The following is a 17,124-nucleotide window of genomic DNA, read 5'->3' as shown; positions in this document are numbered from 1 at the left end:
GCGGGCGACGCTCGCGCCGCGAGGCGCCGGCGGGGTTAGCGGGGCAGCCAGTCCATCGCCATGGGGAGCGCTTGGTTCCAGAGGTTCCAGTCGTGCCCACCCTGTAGCTCATGATAGGTCACATCGAGCCCGGTGCCGCGCATCCTATCGGCGAGTACGCGGTTGGCCGGGGTCAGCGGGTCGTCGGTGCCGCACGCCATAAAGATTCGCGGGCGCGGGCGGTCGCAGTAGACGAGGTCGGCGGCAAGGCGCGCCGGGTCCTTGTCGGAGTTGGCGACCTTGTCGAGGTCGCCAAAGGTGGATTCCAAAAACGGACGGCTCAAGAAGAAGAGCCCGTCGGAGATGATCTGCTCAAACCCGTCGATGACCATGGCGCTCGAGAGCGCGATGATCGATCCAAAGTTCTCGCAGTACTTGAGGCCGTTGCGGAGCGCGCCGTAGGCACCCATCGAGACGCCGCCGATAAACGTGTCCTCGCGGCGGTTGGAGAGCGGGAACATCCGACGCGTCACGTCGAGCAGCTCCTCGCCCACAAAGTGGCCGTAGTAGTTGTGCGTCTCGGGGTGGTCGAGGTAGAAGGCGTTGTAGCCCGACGGCATGACCACGGCGATCTGCCGGTCCTCGGCCCAGGCACGGATGCGCGTCTCAGAGATGAGGTCGGTGTGGTTGCCCGTGATGCCGTGCAGCAGGTAGAGCGTCTTAAACGGCGGCTTGGGGCTGGGATAGTCGCGGCGGTCCCAGGTGCTCGGATCCTGACGGCGCGTATGGTCGACGCCCATGGCCTCGCCGGGGTTATCGACCGGGAGGATGACGTCGAGGGTGGTGGTGCGCATGAGCGCGGCAGAGAAGTAATCAACGGAGAGGCGTGCCATACGGCTCCTTTGGTTGCGGGAACGGTACCGCATAAGTATACGCGCCGGCGGGGCGCGGCGCGGCCGGCGCGCGGGTGCGGTGGAGTTGTAATGCGGCGCGGGCACGGGTCCGTCTGGGGGCGAAGGCGCGCCCGGGGCGCAAAGCCGTCTGGGGCGCAGGCCTGCCTGGGGGCGCAAGCTCGACTAACTCACCTTGACCTCGGTGAGCTTGGCGATGAGCTCGTTGAGCTGCTCCACCTGCTCCTCGAGCTGGCGGATACGGCAGACGTTCTCGTTGATCTTCTCGCGGTTCCACGCGTGCGCCTCGCGCACCGGGTCGGGCAGGCTCTCGCGGTGGCTGCGCGCGTCGTAGCGCTCCTCCATCACGCGGCAGCCATTGCGCCGCACCACGCGTCCTGGAATGCCCACCACCGTGGAGTTGGAGGGCACGTCCTTAACCACCACAGAGTTGCCGCCGATGCGCACGTTGTCGCCCACTCGGATGTTGCCGAGCACTTTGGCCCCCGTGCCCACGACCACGTGGTTGCCGAGCGTGGGGTGGCGCTTGCCGTCCTCGTTGCCCGTGCCGCCCAGGGTAACTCCCTGGTAGAGGGTGCAGTCGTCGCCCACGACGGTGGTCTCGCCAATAACGACGCCCATGGCATGGTCGATAAAGAGCCGGCGGCCGAGCTGCGCGCCGGGGTGAATCTCGACCCCGGTAAAGAACCGCGTGATCTGGCTGAGCACGCGCGCGGGTCCGCGCAGGCCGTGCGTCCAGAGCCAGTGCTCGGGGGTGTGCATCCACTTAGCGTGGAGGCCGGGGTAGGAGATAAAGATGGTAAAGGCGCTCTGCGCGGCGGGGTCGTTGGCCTTAACGTTGGCGATGTCCTCGCGGATGGTGGTGATGAAGCTCATGGCGGCTCCTACTCGGGTGCGTTTGCGCGGCGCCGGGCGCCAGCGGGTGCTATGTATGGTAGGCCGCCGGCAGACAAATGTCTATAGAATTACTAGGATTAAGATGGGTCAGTTGGGGACGTGTTCCATTTGATCCGTTTTGTGTGAGGCGAAGCAGCCTCGTCCCCACACGACCACCGCCGCACGGGCAGGCGAGGCCGCACTGCCGAATGGGTCAAATGGAACACGTCCCCAACTGACCCACGCGTCCTTGGGAGTGCCGTGCGGGGCCGAAAGGGTCCATTTGGCGGGCTGATCCGTCCGATTGCGGTGGGGCGTGGGGCCCAAAGGCTCTGCTATGCAGCCATATCCAATTAATATGCATAGTCTCTATGACATATGCGTAATTATGGATACCCTTCACACGGCGGATCAAACGGCTGCGCCGCGGTGGACAAAATCCGGAGAAATCAACGATTCCTCAAGCCCGTGAGAGCCTGCAGCGGGCACCAAGGCCTTCCCGCCGCAACAGATGCGCAGGATTTTCCTTGCGCACGGCCATGCGCCTGAGTGAAATCGTTGATTTCTCCGGATTTTGGCCAAACGGAGCGGGCGTGGGCTGGCGGGGGCACATCGGGCCACGGTTCAGATGTGGCCTGGCGTGGCTCGGCGGGGCCCGACGGGGGGGCGATTCTGGCCGCGGGCCAAGTGCGGTCCGGCAGGATAACCTGGTCAGGAGCGCCCAGCGGGCGACTCGGGCCGCGGAGCGGGCGAGGGCCCGCCCAAACCTACAGGCTGGAAGGGGCCTCTCCCCGCCGGGCACCATTGCGACTTGCGATGCTACCGATACGCGTCCCGCGCCGCGCTCTCGTCGTACACGGTGAGCTCCAGGGTGCTGGAGCTCGAGGCCGAGACCGAGGAAACGCCGCACAGCGCGGTGAGCTCACTACCGTCGGTGCTCGCGAGGTGCTCGAGCGGGAGCGCCTTGCAGGTGTAGAAGGGGTCGTCGTCCGCAGGGCCGTAGCCCACGTAGTAGCCGCGCGGCGCCTCATCTGTCAGGCCAATGCGCGCAAGCGCCTCGGCGTAGCTCTCGCGATGGTTCGTAAAGCGCGCGTCCTCGGGTGCCGGGTCGCTGTCGTCCCACGTAACGCGCGAGAGCTCTCGCCAGCCATCTACAGTCGCAGAGCTTCCAGAGCTCGAAAGCTCAAGCAGCGTGCGCAGGGCCTGCCCATCGGCTGCCTCGCAACAGAGTGTCGAGTTGTAGTGCTCGGACATCGCTGCGCCACCCTGGCACGCAATCTCGCCGTCATCGTAGCTCAGGCCGACGGTGCTAAACCACAGGTGGTTAAAGTCGCAGGCCATGTCCACGTACAGCATCGGCGCCCCATCGTGCTCGCCGCGAAAAACGTGGAGCGAGGCCAGGGGGTAGTAGTCGGGCAGGCCCTCAACCGTCGCCGTTTCGGTGGCGGCAAGCTTGGCCTCGCCATCCTCTTCCTCGTACATCTCGATAACGAGCGACACGGGTGTCCACTCGCCGGTGCCCGACACCTCCCAGCCGCTGGCGGGGTCCAGACACAGGGCAAGCAACTCGTCGGAGCCGTCGTCGTCGTAGTCAAACACATCGGCACAGAGCAGGCCGCTGAGACGCTCGGCGCTCACGGGCGTGCCCCGGCTGTTGTGCACAGCGTACTGCTCGGTCCCGGTGGCTACCACGCCGTAGGTATCGGCGAGCCGGTCAATGGTTTCGGCAAATACACCCTGTGCGTCCGTCCCGGCGCTCGGGTGCAGGCGCACGACGTTGGTGTGCGCCTCGTCGCTCGCGTCGTCGAGCGCGTCCGTGTCAAAGCGGTAGAGGTCGTTGGTCTCGTAGCCCTCGGCGACAACCACCAGGTCGTACAAGTGCTTCTCGGTGTCGTCCAGGCTCACGATCCCGTCGCTGTCTGTGGTGAGCGTGGTTGGATCGCTCTCGTCCGTGTCGTCATCCGCCGGCGTAAAGGTAACCTCTGCATCGGCGACGGGCTCGTTGGTGTCGCTGTCAACCACCTGCACTTGCAGACGATACGCGTCCGCGTGGTACAGCAGCAAGTCGCGCACCGCCTGCCCCACGTCGAGCAGGGGGTAGGTCTCAACGTCATACGGGCCGGAGCCGGTCGTGCGCTCCGCCACGTGGTCGGTGCTCGTGCAGAGCAGCTCGCGCACCTCGGCGGCGCTCAGATCGGGGTTGATGCTCCAGAGCAGCGCCGCCGCCCCGGAGACGATGGGCGCTGCCGCGGAGGTGTCGCCAAACGGCGCGTAACCACCGCCCGCGTCGGCGGCGTAGATGTCTTTGTGCGGACCCGGTGCGCAGATGTCCACCCATTCCGTGCCATAGCACGAGTCTTCGCTCAGGGGGACGCGGTCCAGGCTGCCGTAGACGGGGCGCCCGGCGGCGCCTACTGTGAGCAGGCGCTCTTCCACATCCTCATAGGTAACGCTCCCGCAGCTCCCCTCGGGAAAACGCTCGAGAAACCGCTTCTCGCCAATGCCGGCAAAGTATCCGTTGCGCCATGCCTCGGTGGGCTCTCCGTCAACCAAATCGTTGCCAGCCGACTGCACGATCAAAAACTCCAGCTCCGCCGTATCGTCATCGTTGAGCATGCTCGCAAGCGCGCTGAGGCACATGTCGGAGGTGGCGCGCGCCATGCGATTCTGCATCGCAACCGAGTACTTGTGCATGATGAGGTCTGCGAGGGCGTCGGCACCGTCAAAGGGGTTTTGGACGAGCTCCTCCAGGGCCTGGAGCCACGATACCGAGTTGATGCCAAACGAGCAGTTGATGACCTTTGCGCCGCCGCTAAAGAGCTGGTCTGAGAGCACAAAGGCGTTGAGCAGGCCGAGGAGGTCTCCCGTGCTCGAGAACACGCCGTTGTTAGCCGTGTAGTCCACGGCGAGGATGTGCGCACCTCCGTCGTCCGACGAGCCCGCCACGCCGCGCAGGCCGCTGTCGTTGTCGCGCGCGGCGATGAGCGAGGCCACCGCCGTTCCGTGCGTGTCCGGGGAGGAGGTCGTGTAGTCGCTCAGCTGCTCGCCTGCGTCCTCAAGGTCTTCGTGGCCAAAGTTCACGCCGCTGTCGAGCACGCCCACGGTTACGGGGTAGCTGATATCGGCGAGCTCCCATGCGGTATAGGCACCGATGGTCTCGGCCCACCAGTTGTTGCCCGACGGGCTCTCGTCCACGGTGCCGCCGTCTCCCCAGCCGTTGGCGTCCTTGGTGACGGTGCTTTGGGCGCTAGCGCCCCCATCGCCGCTCTCGGTTGCCCCCGAGAGCACCGGCACCTCCGGGCTCGCAAAGAACACGCCCTCGCGTTCCATCAGCGTGTCGGCAAGCGCCTGCAGGCTGGGCAGGTCGGCGGGGGCGTCGAGGATGATCTGGACGATGTTCGCGCCTTTGGTGAGGTTGCCCACGATGGTGCCGTGCACCTCTTGCGCGAGCGTGCGGCGCTCGGCGTTGTCCACGGTGGGGTCGAGTATGGCGAGCAGGGTGTCGCTCGCATAGAGCATCTCCGTGTCCGCATCGAACGCAAGCGAGCTGGCGGGATAGGTGTAGGTAAATTCGCCCTCCTCGTGCACGGTGATGCGGTCGGCGTACGCCTCGGGTACCTCGATGGTCGCGTTTTGGGTGGTGCCGCAGGAGTGGGGGAGCACGCCTGTCAGCACAAGGACGGCGCCTACCGCAAGGCATCCGATGAGGGCGAGCAGAGGGGTGCGCTTGGCCATGGGGCATCCTTTGGTTAGAGGGTGGGTCATACGGCTCCACCCTACGAGAGAACCTGCGTCCTCCACAAGGCGTGACAGAAGGTGTGACGGGTTTGGCGCGAGGTGCCGCACGGCTTGGCCCACGCCGAGCGTCGCTGCAGGGGGTTCGACATGGTGTAATGAGTCCATGGGCAGTGCGGTATCGACGGCGGAGGAGGGCGCGGTGTCCCAGTTCTCGACCTATCTCAAGCTGTTGCTCGACGAATGTGGCGAGCCCGTCGCGCGGGTCGCGCGCGGGGCGGGCGTGGAGCGCACCTCGATCCACAAGGCGCTCAAAGACGAGCGGACGCTGCCGTATACCGCGGTTCGGAGCTTGGCGCGCTACCTGCAGCTCGATCTTGTGCAGACGCGCGAGCTCAACCGCTGCTACGAGATGCTCCTCTACGGCGACGACGCCTATGGCGAGCAGCGGGTCATCCTCGATTTGCTGCTTAACCTTTCACGCTTGGAGTCTATGGCGGGCCGCGGCGCGACGCCAAGCGCCGCGGCGCGCGCTGCTGGCAGTGCGGCCACCGCGTCGGGTGCCGCCGGCCCGGGCGCACGTCCTCAGGAGCCCGCGCCGCTGCCGGCAAGCGGCGTGGTTTCGGGCGCCCCGGCAGTGCACGAGGCGCTGCGCGCGATGTTGCGCGCCGAGACTGCCCAGCCCGGGACGGTGCTCTACCTCTACGCCCCGCTCGACGATACTCTGGTCGACGAGGTCATGGCGCTGTGGGGCGACGAGCGGCGTGACTTTACGCTGCACCAACTCGTTGCCTTTGTCCCCGATCGCCAAGGGTCCGAGGCGCGCCGCCGAAACCTCGGGCTGCTCAAGTGGCTGCTGCCCCTGTCGCTCGCATCGCGCGGGCGCTATTTTGCGCACGGCTTCTTTGAGGGCGAGCCGGGGTCTGTTGGCGTAGACCCGCTGCCGTTCTTTTTGGCGACGCCGCGCGCGGTGCTGCGGCTCGACCAGCGGGGCACCTTGGCGCATGTGGTTGCCGACGAGGCTCTCGCGCGCGTGTACCGCGATCGCGTTGAGGCCACGGCGGCGCTCTGCCCGCCGCTCAACTCCTATACCAGCGAGCCCGCCGCCGTCTTGGACTCCTACATGGACGGCACCGGCACCGACGGGTACTTCACCATCATGTCGCAGCCGTGCCCCGGTCGGTATTACACGCGCGAGCTGGTGGAACGCTACCTCGTGCCCGATGCGCCGCATCGCGCCGAGCTTGTTGAGCTCTGCGACCGGCGCTTTGGGCGATTGCGCGAGCTCTCGGGGCCCTACTGCACGATCTTTACCGAGGAGGGGCTGCGTGCGTTGGCGCATACCGGCGTGCTGGCCGACCTGCCTGCCGATATGGTGCCGCCCATCGATGTGGATACCCGGCTCGCCTTTCTCTCGGCTCTGCGCGCAGATATTGCGGCCGACGTTGTGACGGGTTGCATGGCAGATCCCGGCGAGCTCTCCATTCCGCCGTATCTCACCTTTACCGCAGATGCGGCGTACGGCCTACACGTGTACGCGACGCAGTGGTTTGAGGGCGGTGCCTACGTCTGCAACGTGCACATCGCGGAGCCGGGGATCGGTCGGGCGTTCCGCGACTTTATCCAGCTGCTGCCCATGAGTCGCTGCGTATATGCCAAGGAGCGGACGCTCGCGATGTTTGACGAGTTGATAGCCGAGCTTGCAGCGGGCGGCGCCGCATCGCAGTAGCAGGGCGGGGCGGCGCACGGCCAGCGGGGCCTGCAGCTGCCGACGGCGGGGCGCGCCCAGAGACAAGGGGGGATTGTCATGGAGAAAAAGATGCGCAAGCGCAGCCGCAGGAGGTTTGAGAACAGTGAGTTTGTGCGCAACAAGTTCTACGTGTTCTGCGTGGGCTGGATGCTGATACTTGTTGCGATGCTGTATGAGGAGCTGAGCAAGCTCGACCCGTATTCCGAGGTTGTGCGGAGCTACCAGATGCCGGGCATCTACGTCATGCTCATCTTGCTGGGCATCCATGCGGCGGTATGGCTGGTGGGAAACCGGATCAAGTTTGCCCCCGAGTCGTTGCGCGCGCTGGGCGTGCAGCTGGGGGCGCTGGTGCTCGCTGCGGTGCTCGCCGGTGTTGGCTATCTGGTGGTCATGTTCGTCCTCAACGTGATCGCGCCGGCGGTCAGGACCTTTGTCGTCGAGATTGCGACCTTTATATTCATGTTGATCATCCTGCCGATAATCCTGCTCGGCCTCACGGCGCGCGACATCTATGACGCCGCGGCGCTCTACAAGGTGCTGTTCAAAGACGACGACTAGGCCATGGGTCAGTTGGGGGCCACTTGGGGACGTGTTCCGTCTGACCCATTTTGCGTGTGTTGAGGGGAGCGCGCCCCCATTTGCTCACTTGTTTGGCGCGTCGAGCGGGGCTCAAGTGGCCTGCTGTGTGGACCAATGCTCGTTCCCATCCATGGGCGCGTCAGGTGACACGCAGCACCCCGGATCGACTATGCGCTGAGTGCATAGTGGCATGTCGAATCGCTGTCTGTACGGGGTCCGCGCCTGGCGGGACCATGGTCTTGGCAAACGGGAGGGGCGCCGCGCTCCGCCAAGTCAGAAAGCGAGGAGACCATGGAGTATCTAAAGCTCAACAACGACGTAGAGATGCCCATCGAGGGTTTGGGCACCTTCCTCATGACCCCGGCCGAGGCGGAGGCCGCCGCGACAGCGGCGCTCGCGGCGGGCTACGAGCACATCGACACCGCCAACGCCTACATGAACGAGCGAGCGGTGGGCCGCGCCATCGCCAAGAGCGGCATCGCGCGCGACAAGATCTTTGTCTCCACCAAGCTCTGGCCGAGCATCTACGACGCGGGCATGCCGGCGGTGGACGCCACGCTCCAACGTTTGGGGCTCGACTACGTCGACATGCTCATCCTGCACCAGCCGGTGGGCGACTACCTTGCCGCATGGCGCACGATGGAGGAAGCGTACCGCGCGGGCAAGGTGCGCGCCCTCGGCCTTTCCAACTTCCCGCAGGACAAGATCGCCGAGATCATCGAGGCCGCCGACATCAAGCCGCAGCTCGTGACCGTGGAGTGCCACCCCTACCACGCCCAGCGCGACCTGCGCGCCTACCTCACGCCGTACGGCACGGTCATCGAGGCGTGGTACCCGCTCGGCCACGGCGACAGGGGCCTTCAGGAGGAGCCCGTCTTCGCCGCTCTCGCCGAGAAGTACGGCAAGACCCCGGCCCAGGTGATCCTGCGCTGGCATGTGCAGATGGGCACCTCCATCATCCCGGGCTCCAAGAACCCGGCGCACATCGCCGACAACGCGGACATCTTCGACTTCGCGCTCACTGACGACGAGATGACTCAGATCGCCCGCCTCGACGGCACTAAGACCTACTACACCGCCACCGAGGAGGCGCTTGCGGGCTACCTGGCCATGCGCCCCGACTTTGATGCGCAGGAGTAGGGAGAACCGCGACCGATAGCGAAACTGGGACGCATCAAGAGAAAGGAAGCCAGCATGAACGAGAGCGAGAACAACCGTCTGAGCGCCGTGCGGGAGACATCCGGGCGTTTCTGGGACGCCATGCGTCGGTCCGATGTGTCCGCGATGCACGCCATCGCCGATCCAGCGTGCCGCTTTGTGCACATCGGGGTGACGTGCGGGCTCGAGGAGGAGGCAGCGGCATTTGCGGACGGCGTCTTTCGGCCCACGGATATCACCATCAACAACCAGGAGGCGCGTCTGTGCGGACCGGCGGATTCCACGGTGGTCATCATCACCGACTGCAACTACACCCTGCTCCTCAACGGCGAGGAGACCACCCATCACTTCGCCGTGACGGAGGTCTATGTGCCGGGCGACGGCGAAGCTTGGAAGCTCGTGCAGTTCAGCTTCTGTGCGCTCGTGTACTAGGGAAGCACTGATTAAAGGCGTTCGCGCGCCCGTTCCGAGTGACTCATTTTGACCCCGTCCCAAAATGAGTCAAAACCGCAGCATGCCGCCCGCCCCGGCGGCCCGGCTCTATCCGAGCGCTCCTATCGGGTACCCATGATGTCGATGATGTCGAGAGCGGTGCGCGGGGCATCACTCAAGGCAACCGCGTAGAAGGTCGCGTGTGCCTCTGCGTCTTCGATGGGGATGCTCACGCGCGCCGCGTCCTCCGCGCCGCTGCGCTCGGCCTGCGTGATGTCGGTCACAAAGCCGAGGATATCGGTGGTGCGGACGAGGTCGCCCAGCACACGTCCGTCGCGCTGCTCGATGAAGCGTGCGTTTGGCATGGCGGCGCGCACCACCTCGCCCCAAAACCCCACGGCGGCGTTCATTAAAAAGGTGCTGCCGTCGAGCTCGGAGAAGCTCACGCTGTGGCGCCCGGCGAGGGGACTTGTGCGCGGCGCGTAGACGGAGAGGCTCTCCGTCATAAAGGGCACGCAGCGCACGGTGGGCAGGGTGATGGGTCGGCGGGTGATCACGAGGTCGGCAGAGCGATCGAGGAGGCGGCGCTCCACCTCCTCCTCGTGCTGCTCGACCTCCGAGGTGAGAATGGTGCCGGGCAAGAGGGCCACAACGCGCTCAGTGAGCCGCCACACGGGCGCCGGTGCGACCGAGACCACGGTGAGGGTGCGGCTGGTGCGGGCGAGCTCGGCAAAGGCGTCGCGCATGTGTCGCTCCTCGGCGAGGATGGCGCGCGCGTGGCGCACCGCGAGCGTGCCCGCCTCGTTGAGCTCGGCTTTGTTGCGCGACCGGGAAAAGAGCTCGCACTCCAGCTCGTGCTCGAGGGCGCGCATGGAGCGGCTCACGGCGGGCTGCGAGGTGTGGAGCTCCGCTGCCGCAGCGGAGAACGAGCCGGTGCGGGCGATGGCGTCGAGCTGACGCAGCTGCTCGAATTCCATGGCTGCCTCCTTTGCTTGATGCGCCCCGAGACGGTCCGGGGTGAGTCGTCCTCACCCGATGATAGCGTTAGAACTGCATGGTAACGTGCTACCGGAAAGGACCAGTATGCTGCTGTATTTTACCGGGACGGGCAACTGCCTCTACGCGGCCTGCGAGCTCGCCGCCGCTGGATCGAGCCGGTAACCGACGAGAACCCTGCGGCGCGGTTCCGCAACGAGCACGTGACCCTCGCCGACATCCAGCGCGCAAACGGCGCTCGTGATCTGCCGCCTGCTCGGCCTCGTCTTTGCGCACGAGGTGACGCACGAAAGCCTTCTCGTCACGGCTGCCGTCGCGCTCGTGGCCGTTGCCGTGCGCGCGCTGTGCGCAAGCGGCGCGGCATGGGCGAGCCACCGCGCCTCCCGCGCGGCCAAGCGCCGCCTGCGTCCCCTCATCTTCTTCAGTTCCATGATGTTCGCCCCCCTGCATTCCGATCTCGTTCATTTTTCTTAGATAACCGCATTATCCCTGTCGGCCGCGGCCTCCGGCCGGACGTCCGGAGGCCGCGGCAGCCTTATTGAAGGTCAGCGCCGTTTGTGGCAATGACCTTGCGGTACCAGTCGAAACTTTTCTTTTTTGAGCGCGCAAGGGTGCCCATCCCCAGGTTGTCGCGGTCTACATAGATAAAGCCGTAGCGCTTCTCCATCTCTCCCGAGCCCGCGGAGACCAGGTCGATCGGACCCCACGTGGTGTAGCCGAGCATCTCCACACCGTCCTCCTCAATGGCGTCGCGCATGGCCCCGATGTGCTCGCGGAGATAGTCGATGCGATAGTCGTCGTCGATGGTGCCGTCGGATTTGACCTCATCGTGGGCTCCCAGCCCGTTCTCTACTACAAAGAGTGGCTTTTGATAGCGGTCCCAGAGGTCGTTGATGGTGATACGAAAGCCGAGTGGGTCGATGATCCAGCCCCAGTCGCTTTGGCGCACATAGGGGTTCTCCACTCCTGCAAAGGCGTTGCCCTCGGCAATGCCCCCTGCCGTTGCGGGGTCGGCGGCGATGCAGCGGCTCGAGTAGTAGCTGAACGAGATAAAGTCCACGGTATTTTCGGCAAGGACGCGGCGATCCTCCTCGGTCATGCCCACGTCGATTCCCTCGCGCTCCAGCATCTTCAGCGCGTAGCCGGGATAGGCCCCGCGCGCCTGAACGTCCACGAAAAAGTAGTTCTCTTGGTTCTTTACCTGAGCGGCGCGCACGTCCTCCGGGCGACAGCTGTAGGGGTAGTAACTGCCTGCGGCGAGCATGCAACCCACCTTGTTTTCCGGATCGATCTCGTGGGCGATCTTGGTGGCCCAGGCACTCGCCACAAGCTCGTTGTGGGCGGCGCGGTATTCCGCTTCAAGCGGGTTCTCGCCTTCCTCGAGCACGATGCCCGCCCCCATGAACGGCCGATGCAGAATCATGTTCATCTCGTTAAACGTGATCCACCAGCGCACAAGTCCCTTGTAGCGCGTAAAGAGCACGGTAACGAGCCGTCGATAGAAGTCGATGAGCTTGCGGTTGCGCCAAGCCCCGTACGGTTTGACCAGATGAATGGGACAGTCAAAATGCGTGATGGTCACAAGGGGCTCGATACCGTGTGCGCGGCAACAACGAAACACGCGCTCGTAAAACGCAAGGCCCGCCTCGTTGGGCTCGGTTTCGTCCCCTTGGGGAAAGATGCGAGACCACGCGATCGAGAGCCGAAACACCGTAAAGCCCATCTCGGCAAAGAGCGCGATGTCCTCCTCGTAGTGATGGTAGAAATCGATACCCGTCTGAGCTGGGTAATAGTATCCCGGCTCAAAGTCGAGCATGCGTCTGATGCCGCGGCTCACATCATTGCGTTCAGGGCCGTGCGGGATAACGTCTACGTTGGCAAGGCCGCGGCCGTCAACGTCATACGCTCCTTCGCACTGGTTTGCGGCGGTTGCCCCGCCCCATAAGAATCCTTTGGGAAATGGCATGGTCTCTCCTTCTTATCGGGCACCGCCCCTGATGGATGGCGCTTGGACATGTGGCGGACGGCACGGTGCGAGACGACCCTATAGCCATGAGGGGGCTTCGGGCTCGGCCTTGCCGGCTATACCGTCGGTCTCTGTGAGCGGACCCCTCTCAGCGTGGGCACTTGCGCAAGGCACACGCCGGCGAGGATAACGACCACGCCCAGCCATTCGATGACGCCGAGGGGCTCGCCGAGCACGATCATGGCGATAAAGAGACCGGCGGGGAGCTCGGCGGCCGCCATGACGGTGGAGAGGCCGGCGGGCAGGTGCGGGGAGCCCAGGCCGAAGAGCAGCACCGGGCACATGAGGCCGAAGAATCCCGCTACGGCGGCGAAGGGCAGAATGCCCTGGAAGACGACGCCGGAGACGAGGTAGTCGGGACACACGGTGAGCGACATGATGCCCGCGCCGAGGCACACGATGACGCCTCGCTGCTCGTTGGAGCAGCCCACCTCGACCTTGCCGGAAAACGTGACGAACAGCGAGCAGGTCACGGCTGCGCCGAGGGCGCAAGCAAGGGCAACGGGGTCGTAGCCGGCGAGTCCTGTCTTGTAGACGCCGCTTGCGAACACGGTGCCAAACACGATGACCGCCGCCGAGGCGATCTCGAGGGGCTTGGGTGCGCGGCGCGTCATGATGGTCTGCCAGACGAGCCCCATCCAGGTGAACTGGAACAGCAGCGTGAGCGCCACGGGCGCGGGAAGCACGCTCATGGCGTAGCAGTACAGGATCGAGGTGGTGCAGGTGAGGGCGCCGAGCCCCATGAGCTTGAGCACCTGCGTGCCCGTAAGACGGACCAAACGTCCGCCGCGTGTCAGCTTTACGGCCGTTGCAAGCACAAAGAACAGGCAGCCGAACCACGCTTGGCTTGCCACCACCTGCGCAGAGGTAAAGCCCGCCGCGTAGGCGAGCTTGTACGTGGTGGCCATCGCGCCATAGCAGGCGCCGCCGGCGAAGACCTGCAGCGCCGCAATCATTTGCCGCTGTCCCGAGGACGGGGCGCTCGTGAGGGGAGCCTGTGGGTCAATCGCGTTTCTCATATCCTCTCCTTCCTCTGCCCGCTTTGCGCGGGATCGGTTTCACACGGTTCGAGCCGTCGGAAAGGAGGTCATGCTGTCGGATATTGCCGGCAAACAAAAACCACGCAACCGAAGCTCGGTTGCGTGGCAAAAAGGTGACTTGCGCCCAGAAAAGTCCACACGATTTTTAAACCGTTTAACTGTATGGAGTCTCTTTGGGAATGTCAAGCAAGGAGGGCCAGATCGTCACCGGCTCTTGACAGCGTTGGCTTCGAGGCCATAATGGGTCTCGAAAATCACAGCGGATTTTTCCGGATACCGTCATCTTTTCGCCGCTCGCCTGCCATTGGCAGACGGGCGGCTTTTCTGTATAGACGGTACCGGTGGGAGAAAGGGCACGACATCATGGCAAATAACCTCATCGACCTCATCAAAACGCGTCGCAGCGTGCGCTCGTACACGGCGGAGCCTGTGCCGGAGGAACTGCTCGATCAGGTGCTCGAGGCGGGCACCTTCGCGCCCACCGGCGGCGGCCACCAGTCTCCGGTGATCGTGGCGGTGGCCGACCCCGGTGCCCGCGAGCGCCTGCGTCGGCTCAACGCTGCCGTCATGGGAAAGGACACCGACCCGTACTATGGCGCCCCGGTCATCGTGGTCGTGCTCGCCGACGGCGGGCGCGGCACCTTCGTGGAGGACGGTTCCTGCGTGCTGGAGAACCTCATGCTCGCGGCGCACGCCCTGGGGCTCTCCAGCTGCTGGATCCACCGCGAGCGCGAGATCTTCGACGGCGCTGAGGGCAAGGCGCTCCTCAGGGAGTGGGGCCTGCCCGAGACGCTGCGCGGCGTGGGCGCCATCGCCTTGGGATACGCCGCGGGACCCGAGGGCTCGGCCGCTCCGCGCAAGGACGGTTATGTTATGCGCATCTAGCGGGCATTGGTCTTGCCAGAGGCACTTGTCCTTTTTGGGGAATGCGGCCTGGTCGGAAGCCCCCGACCGATCAATCGGCGTTGAGTTCAATTCAGGCTCAACTCGGGTGATTGGAAATTGCTAGATTTCTGTAACTAGGGGGGCGCCGGAATGGGTCAAATGGAACACGTCCCCAAGTGCACCTTGCCCGGAAAAAACGGGCACGGTATACTATCGCCTGCGCCGGTTTGCCCGGCAAAGACATATGCGGGTGTCGCCAAGTGGTAAGGCCCCAGCTTCCCAAGCTGGTATCCGCGGGTTCGAATCCCGTCACCCGCTCCATTTGAGTTGCAAGCCCGGCACCCCTGCGGTGCCGGGCTTTTTGCTGTCGAGTGCCGGACAATGCCCGCCCGGTACACGGCCATGTGAAGATTGCGTGGCGCTTTGCGCGGGCCTCGCAGCTGGTAGAGCCACTGGCCTAGACCAGTTCACGTGCCCTGCGACCTGCGGCGGTCAGAAAACGGCTGGAACATGGTCAGACCGTGGTTAGATTCCGCAGGATTCTGGTCAGAAAGTGGTTAGATGCGCAGGGGACCCTAAGAACACGCGGCGGACGGCGCAGCGAGCGGCACAACAAGATGTGGAGGTCATGGGGGCAGTGAAGCGCATCCTTGAGAAAACGGCAGCAAGCGGCTATAGTAGCGAAGTCCTTTCCTGCTTCGGGCGCACCTTCACGACCCGGAGCCTTATGCCCAGAGGAGGTGACCACATGAAGGCTTATGAACTGCTGTTTTTTGTCAATCCCGCACTCGACCCCGAGACCCGTCTCGCGGTGATGAAGCGTATCGACACCACGATCGCTGAGGGCAACGGCACGGTTGACAAGGTTGACGAGTGGGGCAAGCGCAAGCTCGCCTACGAGATCAACAACCTCACCGAAGGTGATTACACCCTCATCAACTTCCATGCAGACCCGACTCAGATCGCTGAGCTCGACCGCGTTCTCCGCATCACCGATGCGGTGGAGCGTCACATGATCGTCCGCCGCGACGACATGGAGTAAGTCTGCGCGAGAAGGGCCGTCCGGCGCTGCCGGTGCGGCCATGGGCTGGCACCACGCGTGCGGCCCGACACTGAGAGGTAGTGAGCACGCATGAGCATCAACCGAGTTAACATCTCCGGCAACCTGACCCGTGACCCCGAGCTCCGCATGACGGCCGGTGGCACGCAGGTGCTGTCGTTCGGCGTTGCGGTCAACGACCGGAGGCGCAACCCGCAGACCGGCGAGTGGGAGGACTACCCCAACTTCGTCGACTGCACCATGTTTGGCTCCCGCGCGGAGGCCGTGAGCCGCTATCTCTCCAAGGGCTCCAAGGTCGCCATCGAGGGCAAGCTCCGCTACAGCAGCTGGGAGCGCGACGGCCAGCGCCGCAGCAAGCTCGAGGTCATCGTCGATGAGATCGAGTTCATGAGCCGCGGCCAGCAGGGTCAGGGCGGGTACGCCCCGGCTCCCGCGCAGTCCGGCGGCTATGCGGCCCCGCAGGCCCAGGCGCCGCAGCCCCAGGCACCCGTGCAGGTTCCGCCTGCGGCGGATGTCTACGATGAGGACATCCCGTTCTAGCGAGCGCTTGCGCACGATAGAGCCGGACAGGGGCGCTAGCGCACCCCGCCCGTGCGGATGTTTAAGGTAGAGCGGCTGGCCACACGCCACGCCGCGGGTGGAGGGCTCCGGCCCCCTGCCAGAAGAAAGGTATTTTGACATGGCTAAGGCTAATGATTTTGCAGCACGTCAGCCGCGTCGTAAGTACTGCCAGTTCTGCAAGGAGGGCACTGAGTACATCGACTACAAGGATACTCAGCTCCTCCGTAAGTACATGACCGACCGCGGCAAGATCAAGCCGCGTCGCGTCACCGGCGCTTGCACGCAGCATCAGCATGACATCGCGAACGCCATCAAGCGCGCCCGCGAGATGGCCCTGCTGCCGTACACCGTTCCCGTGGTTTCCTCCCGCGGTGAGCGTCGTCGCGGCTAGTAGCGCACACGTAAAGGAGATCTCATGAAAGTCATTCTTCTTGGTGAGATCAAGGGCAAGGGTGGCGAAGGCGACGTCGTGGACGTGGCCCAGGGTTACGCCGAGAACTACCTCTTCCCCAAGAAGCTCGCCGTTGCGGCTACCAAGGGCAATCTCAAGCAGCTCGATGAGCGCCGCAACAACATCGCCAAGCGCGAGGCCGTCCGTCTGGCGGACGCCAACGCGCTCAAGGAGACCCTCGAGGGCAAGCAGGTTACCGTCGACGCCAAGGTTGGCGACGAGGGCATCCTGTTTGGCTCGGTGACCGCTGCCATGATCGCCGACGCGATCAAGGACCAGCTGGGCGTTGAGGTCGACCGCAAGCGCGTCGAGCTCGGCAAGCCCATCAAGGTTGCCGGTGTCCACCAGGTCGACATCTCGCTCTACCGCGAGATTCGCGCCACGGTGACGGTCCTCGTCGGCGTTGACGCCGCCGAGGCCGAGGCTGAGGAGGAGGCCGCTGAGGCCGACGCCGAGGCTGTCGAGGTCGTCGAGGCTGAGGTGACCGAGGAGGTCGCCGAGTAGCCTGGAGGCGCTCAGCACATCGTGCATCAGACGGGGTCGTGGCCGTGCGCCGCGGCCCCGTTTTTGAGAATAGGGGGACGGGTGCGTTTTTCTCACTCTGGGCCGTGGCGGCAGACGCCACGGCCCAGAGTGAGAAAAACGCACCCGTCCCCCTATTCTCAAAAATGGGTACCATGATGCA

Annotated in this window: 16 protein-coding genes and 1 tRNA gene; 11 read left to right on the top strand and 6 right to left on the bottom strand. The window is 64.6% G+C overall.

Annotation, left to right across the window (positions count from 1 at the left end; all coding sequences use genetic code 11):
- Positions 1-35: 35 nt before the first annotated feature.
- From B5G20_RS08825 to B5G20_RS08815, 3 genes are all read right to left on the bottom strand, one after another.
- On the bottom strand, positions 36-872 hold the full coding sequence (locus B5G20_RS08825; protein ID WP_087356533.1) for an alpha/beta hydrolase family protein: 837 nt from the start codon (positions 870-872) through the stop codon (positions 36-38).
- Positions 873-1,055: 183 nt separating this feature from the next.
- Positions 1,056-1,766 carry a serine O-acetyltransferase gene (gene cysE / locus B5G20_RS08820; protein ID WP_087356532.1) on the bottom strand — a complete coding sequence of 237 codons (711 nt, stop codon included), beginning with the start codon at positions 1,764-1,766 and terminating at the stop codon, positions 1,056-1,058.
- 819 nt (positions 1,767-2,585) lie between these two features.
- Positions 2,586-5,501, bottom strand: coding sequence for a S8 family serine peptidase (locus B5G20_RS08815; RefSeq protein WP_158094430.1), 2,916 nt, complete (start codon positions 5,499-5,501; stop codon positions 2,586-2,588).
- A 166-nt stretch (positions 5,502-5,667) separates the two neighbouring features.
- Between B5G20_RS08815 and B5G20_RS08810 the strand changes: the two genes are divergently transcribed.
- The 4 genes from B5G20_RS08810 to B5G20_RS08795 all read left to right on the top strand — a co-directional run bounded on the left by B5G20_RS08810 (position 5,668) and on the right by B5G20_RS08795 (position 9,420).
- Positions 5,668-7,230 carry a hypothetical protein gene (locus tag B5G20_RS08810; protein ID WP_087356531.1) on the top strand — a complete coding sequence of 521 codons (1,563 nt, stop codon included), beginning with the start codon at positions 5,668-5,670 and terminating at the stop codon, positions 7,228-7,230.
- A gap of 78 nt (positions 7,231-7,308) precedes the next feature.
- Entirely contained in the window at positions 7,309-7,809 is a 501-nt protein-coding gene (locus B5G20_RS08805; RefSeq protein WP_087356530.1) for a hypothetical protein, read from the top strand.
- A gap of 312 nt (positions 7,810-8,121) precedes the next feature.
- On the top strand, positions 8,122-8,970 hold the full coding sequence (locus B5G20_RS08800; RefSeq protein ID WP_087356529.1) for an aldo/keto reductase: 849 nt from the start codon (positions 8,122-8,124) through the stop codon (positions 8,968-8,970).
- Between the two features lie 54 nt (positions 8,971-9,024).
- Positions 9,025-9,420, top strand: a complete 396-nt coding sequence (locus tag B5G20_RS08795; protein WP_087356528.1) for a nuclear transport factor 2 family protein — start codon at positions 9,025-9,027, stop codon at positions 9,418-9,420.
- A 122-nt stretch (positions 9,421-9,542) separates the two neighbouring features.
- On the opposite strand, the gene B5G20_RS08790 is transcribed toward B5G20_RS08795, so the two are convergent.
- Positions 9,543-10,397 carry a LysR family transcriptional regulator gene (locus B5G20_RS08790; protein WP_087356527.1) on the bottom strand — a complete coding sequence of 285 codons (855 nt, stop codon included), beginning with the start codon at positions 10,395-10,397 and terminating at the stop codon, positions 9,543-9,545.
- Between the two features lie 259 nt (positions 10,398-10,656).
- Between B5G20_RS08790 and B5G20_RS08785 the strand changes: the two genes are divergently transcribed.
- Positions 10,657-10,890 (top strand): hypothetical protein, encoded by a 234-nt coding sequence (locus B5G20_RS08785; RefSeq protein WP_087356526.1) that lies wholly within the window; start codon positions 10,657-10,659, stop codon positions 10,888-10,890.
- Positions 10,891-10,951: 61 nt separating this feature from the next.
- Here the strand turns inward: B5G20_RS08785 and B5G20_RS08780 are convergent, their stop codons facing one another.
- On the bottom strand, positions 10,952-12,382 hold the full coding sequence (locus tag B5G20_RS08780) for a 6-phospho-beta-glucosidase (protein ID WP_087356525.1): 1,431 nt from the start codon (positions 12,380-12,382) through the stop codon (positions 10,952-10,954).
- Positions 12,383-12,498: 116 nt separating this feature from the next.
- Complete coding sequence (locus B5G20_RS08775; RefSeq protein ID WP_143750258.1) at positions 12,499-13,461, bottom strand: DMT family transporter; 963 nt, start codon at positions 13,459-13,461, stop codon at positions 12,499-12,501.
- Between the two features lie 384 nt (positions 13,462-13,845).
- On the opposite strand from B5G20_RS08775, the gene B5G20_RS08770 reads away from it, so the two are divergent.
- From B5G20_RS08770 to rplI, 6 genes are all read left to right on the top strand, one after another.
- Positions 13,846-14,367 (top strand): nitroreductase, encoded by a 522-nt coding sequence (locus tag B5G20_RS08770; RefSeq protein ID WP_087356524.1) that lies wholly within the window; start codon positions 13,846-13,848, stop codon positions 14,365-14,367.
- Between the two features lie 246 nt (positions 14,368-14,613).
- Positions 14,614-14,688 (top strand) — tRNA-Gly (locus B5G20_RS08765).
- 427 nt (positions 14,689-15,115) lie between these two features.
- Positions 15,116-15,409: a 30S ribosomal protein S6 gene (gene rpsF, locus B5G20_RS08760; protein ID WP_087356523.1), complete on the top strand. Its 294-nt coding sequence runs from the start codon at positions 15,116-15,118 to the stop codon at positions 15,407-15,409.
- Between the two features lie 90 nt (positions 15,410-15,499).
- Entirely contained in the window at positions 15,500-15,967 is a 468-nt protein-coding gene (gene ssb, locus B5G20_RS08755; protein WP_087356522.1) for a single-stranded DNA-binding protein, read from the top strand.
- Positions 15,968-16,106: 139 nt separating this feature from the next.
- Positions 16,107-16,379: a 30S ribosomal protein S18 gene (gene rpsR / locus B5G20_RS08750; RefSeq protein ID WP_087204217.1), complete on the top strand. Its 273-nt coding sequence runs from the start codon at positions 16,107-16,109 to the stop codon at positions 16,377-16,379.
- A 24-nt stretch (positions 16,380-16,403) separates the two neighbouring features.
- The gene (gene rplI / locus B5G20_RS08745) at positions 16,404-16,943 is read left to right on the top strand and encodes a 50S ribosomal protein L9 (RefSeq protein WP_087356521.1); all 540 of its coding nucleotides are present in this window, start codon (positions 16,404-16,406) and stop codon (positions 16,941-16,943) included.
- Positions 16,944-17,124: the final 181 nt, after the last annotated feature.

This window comes from Collinsella sp. An7 (assembly GCF_002159335.1).
GTDB lineage: Bacteria > Actinomycetota > Coriobacteriia > Coriobacteriales > Coriobacteriaceae > Coprousia.
Note: the sequence above shows the minus strand (reverse complement) of the source record. Positions and strands in the feature narration are given on the sequence as shown.

Coding starts and splice junctions, on each gene's coding strand:
- B5G20_RS08825 (WP_087356533.1), bottom strand. CDS start 872: ATGGCACGCCTCTCCGTTGATTACTTCTCTGCCGCGCTCATGCGCACC.
- cysE (WP_087356532.1), bottom strand. CDS start 1,766: ATGAGCTTCATCACCACCATCCGCGAGGACATCGCCAACGTTAAGGCC.
- B5G20_RS08815 (WP_158094430.1), bottom strand. CDS start 5,501: ATGGCCAAGCGCACCCCTCTGCTCGCCCTCATCGGATGCCTTGCGGTA.
- B5G20_RS08810 (WP_087356531.1), top strand. CDS start 5,668: ATGGGCAGTGCGGTATCGACGGCGGAGGAGGGCGCGGTGTCCCAGTTC.
- B5G20_RS08805 (WP_087356530.1), top strand. CDS start 7,309: ATGGAGAAAAAGATGCGCAAGCGCAGCCGCAGGAGGTTTGAGAACAGT.
- B5G20_RS08800 (WP_087356529.1), top strand. CDS start 8,122: ATGGAGTATCTAAAGCTCAACAACGACGTAGAGATGCCCATCGAGGGT.
- B5G20_RS08795 (WP_087356528.1), top strand. CDS start 9,025: ATGAACGAGAGCGAGAACAACCGTCTGAGCGCCGTGCGGGAGACATCC.
- B5G20_RS08790 (WP_087356527.1), bottom strand. CDS start 10,397: ATGGAATTCGAGCAGCTGCGTCAGCTCGACGCCATCGCCCGCACCGGC.
- B5G20_RS08780 (WP_087356525.1), bottom strand. CDS start 12,382: ATGCCATTTCCCAAAGGATTCTTATGGGGCGGGGCAACCGCCGCAAAC.
- B5G20_RS08775 (WP_143750258.1), bottom strand. CDS start 13,461: ATGAGAAACGCGATTGACCCACAGGCTCCCCTCACGAGCGCCCCGTCC.
- B5G20_RS08770 (WP_087356524.1), top strand. CDS start 13,846: ATGGCAAATAACCTCATCGACCTCATCAAAACGCGTCGCAGCGTGCGC.
- rpsF (WP_087356523.1), top strand. CDS start 15,116: ATGAAGGCTTATGAACTGCTGTTTTTTGTCAATCCCGCACTCGACCCC.
- ssb (WP_087356522.1), top strand. CDS start 15,500: ATGAGCATCAACCGAGTTAACATCTCCGGCAACCTGACCCGTGACCCC.
- rpsR (WP_087204217.1), top strand. CDS start 16,107: ATGGCTAAGGCTAATGATTTTGCAGCACGTCAGCCGCGTCGTAAGTAC.
- rplI (WP_087356521.1), top strand. CDS start 16,404: ATGAAAGTCATTCTTCTTGGTGAGATCAAGGGCAAGGGTGGCGAAGGC.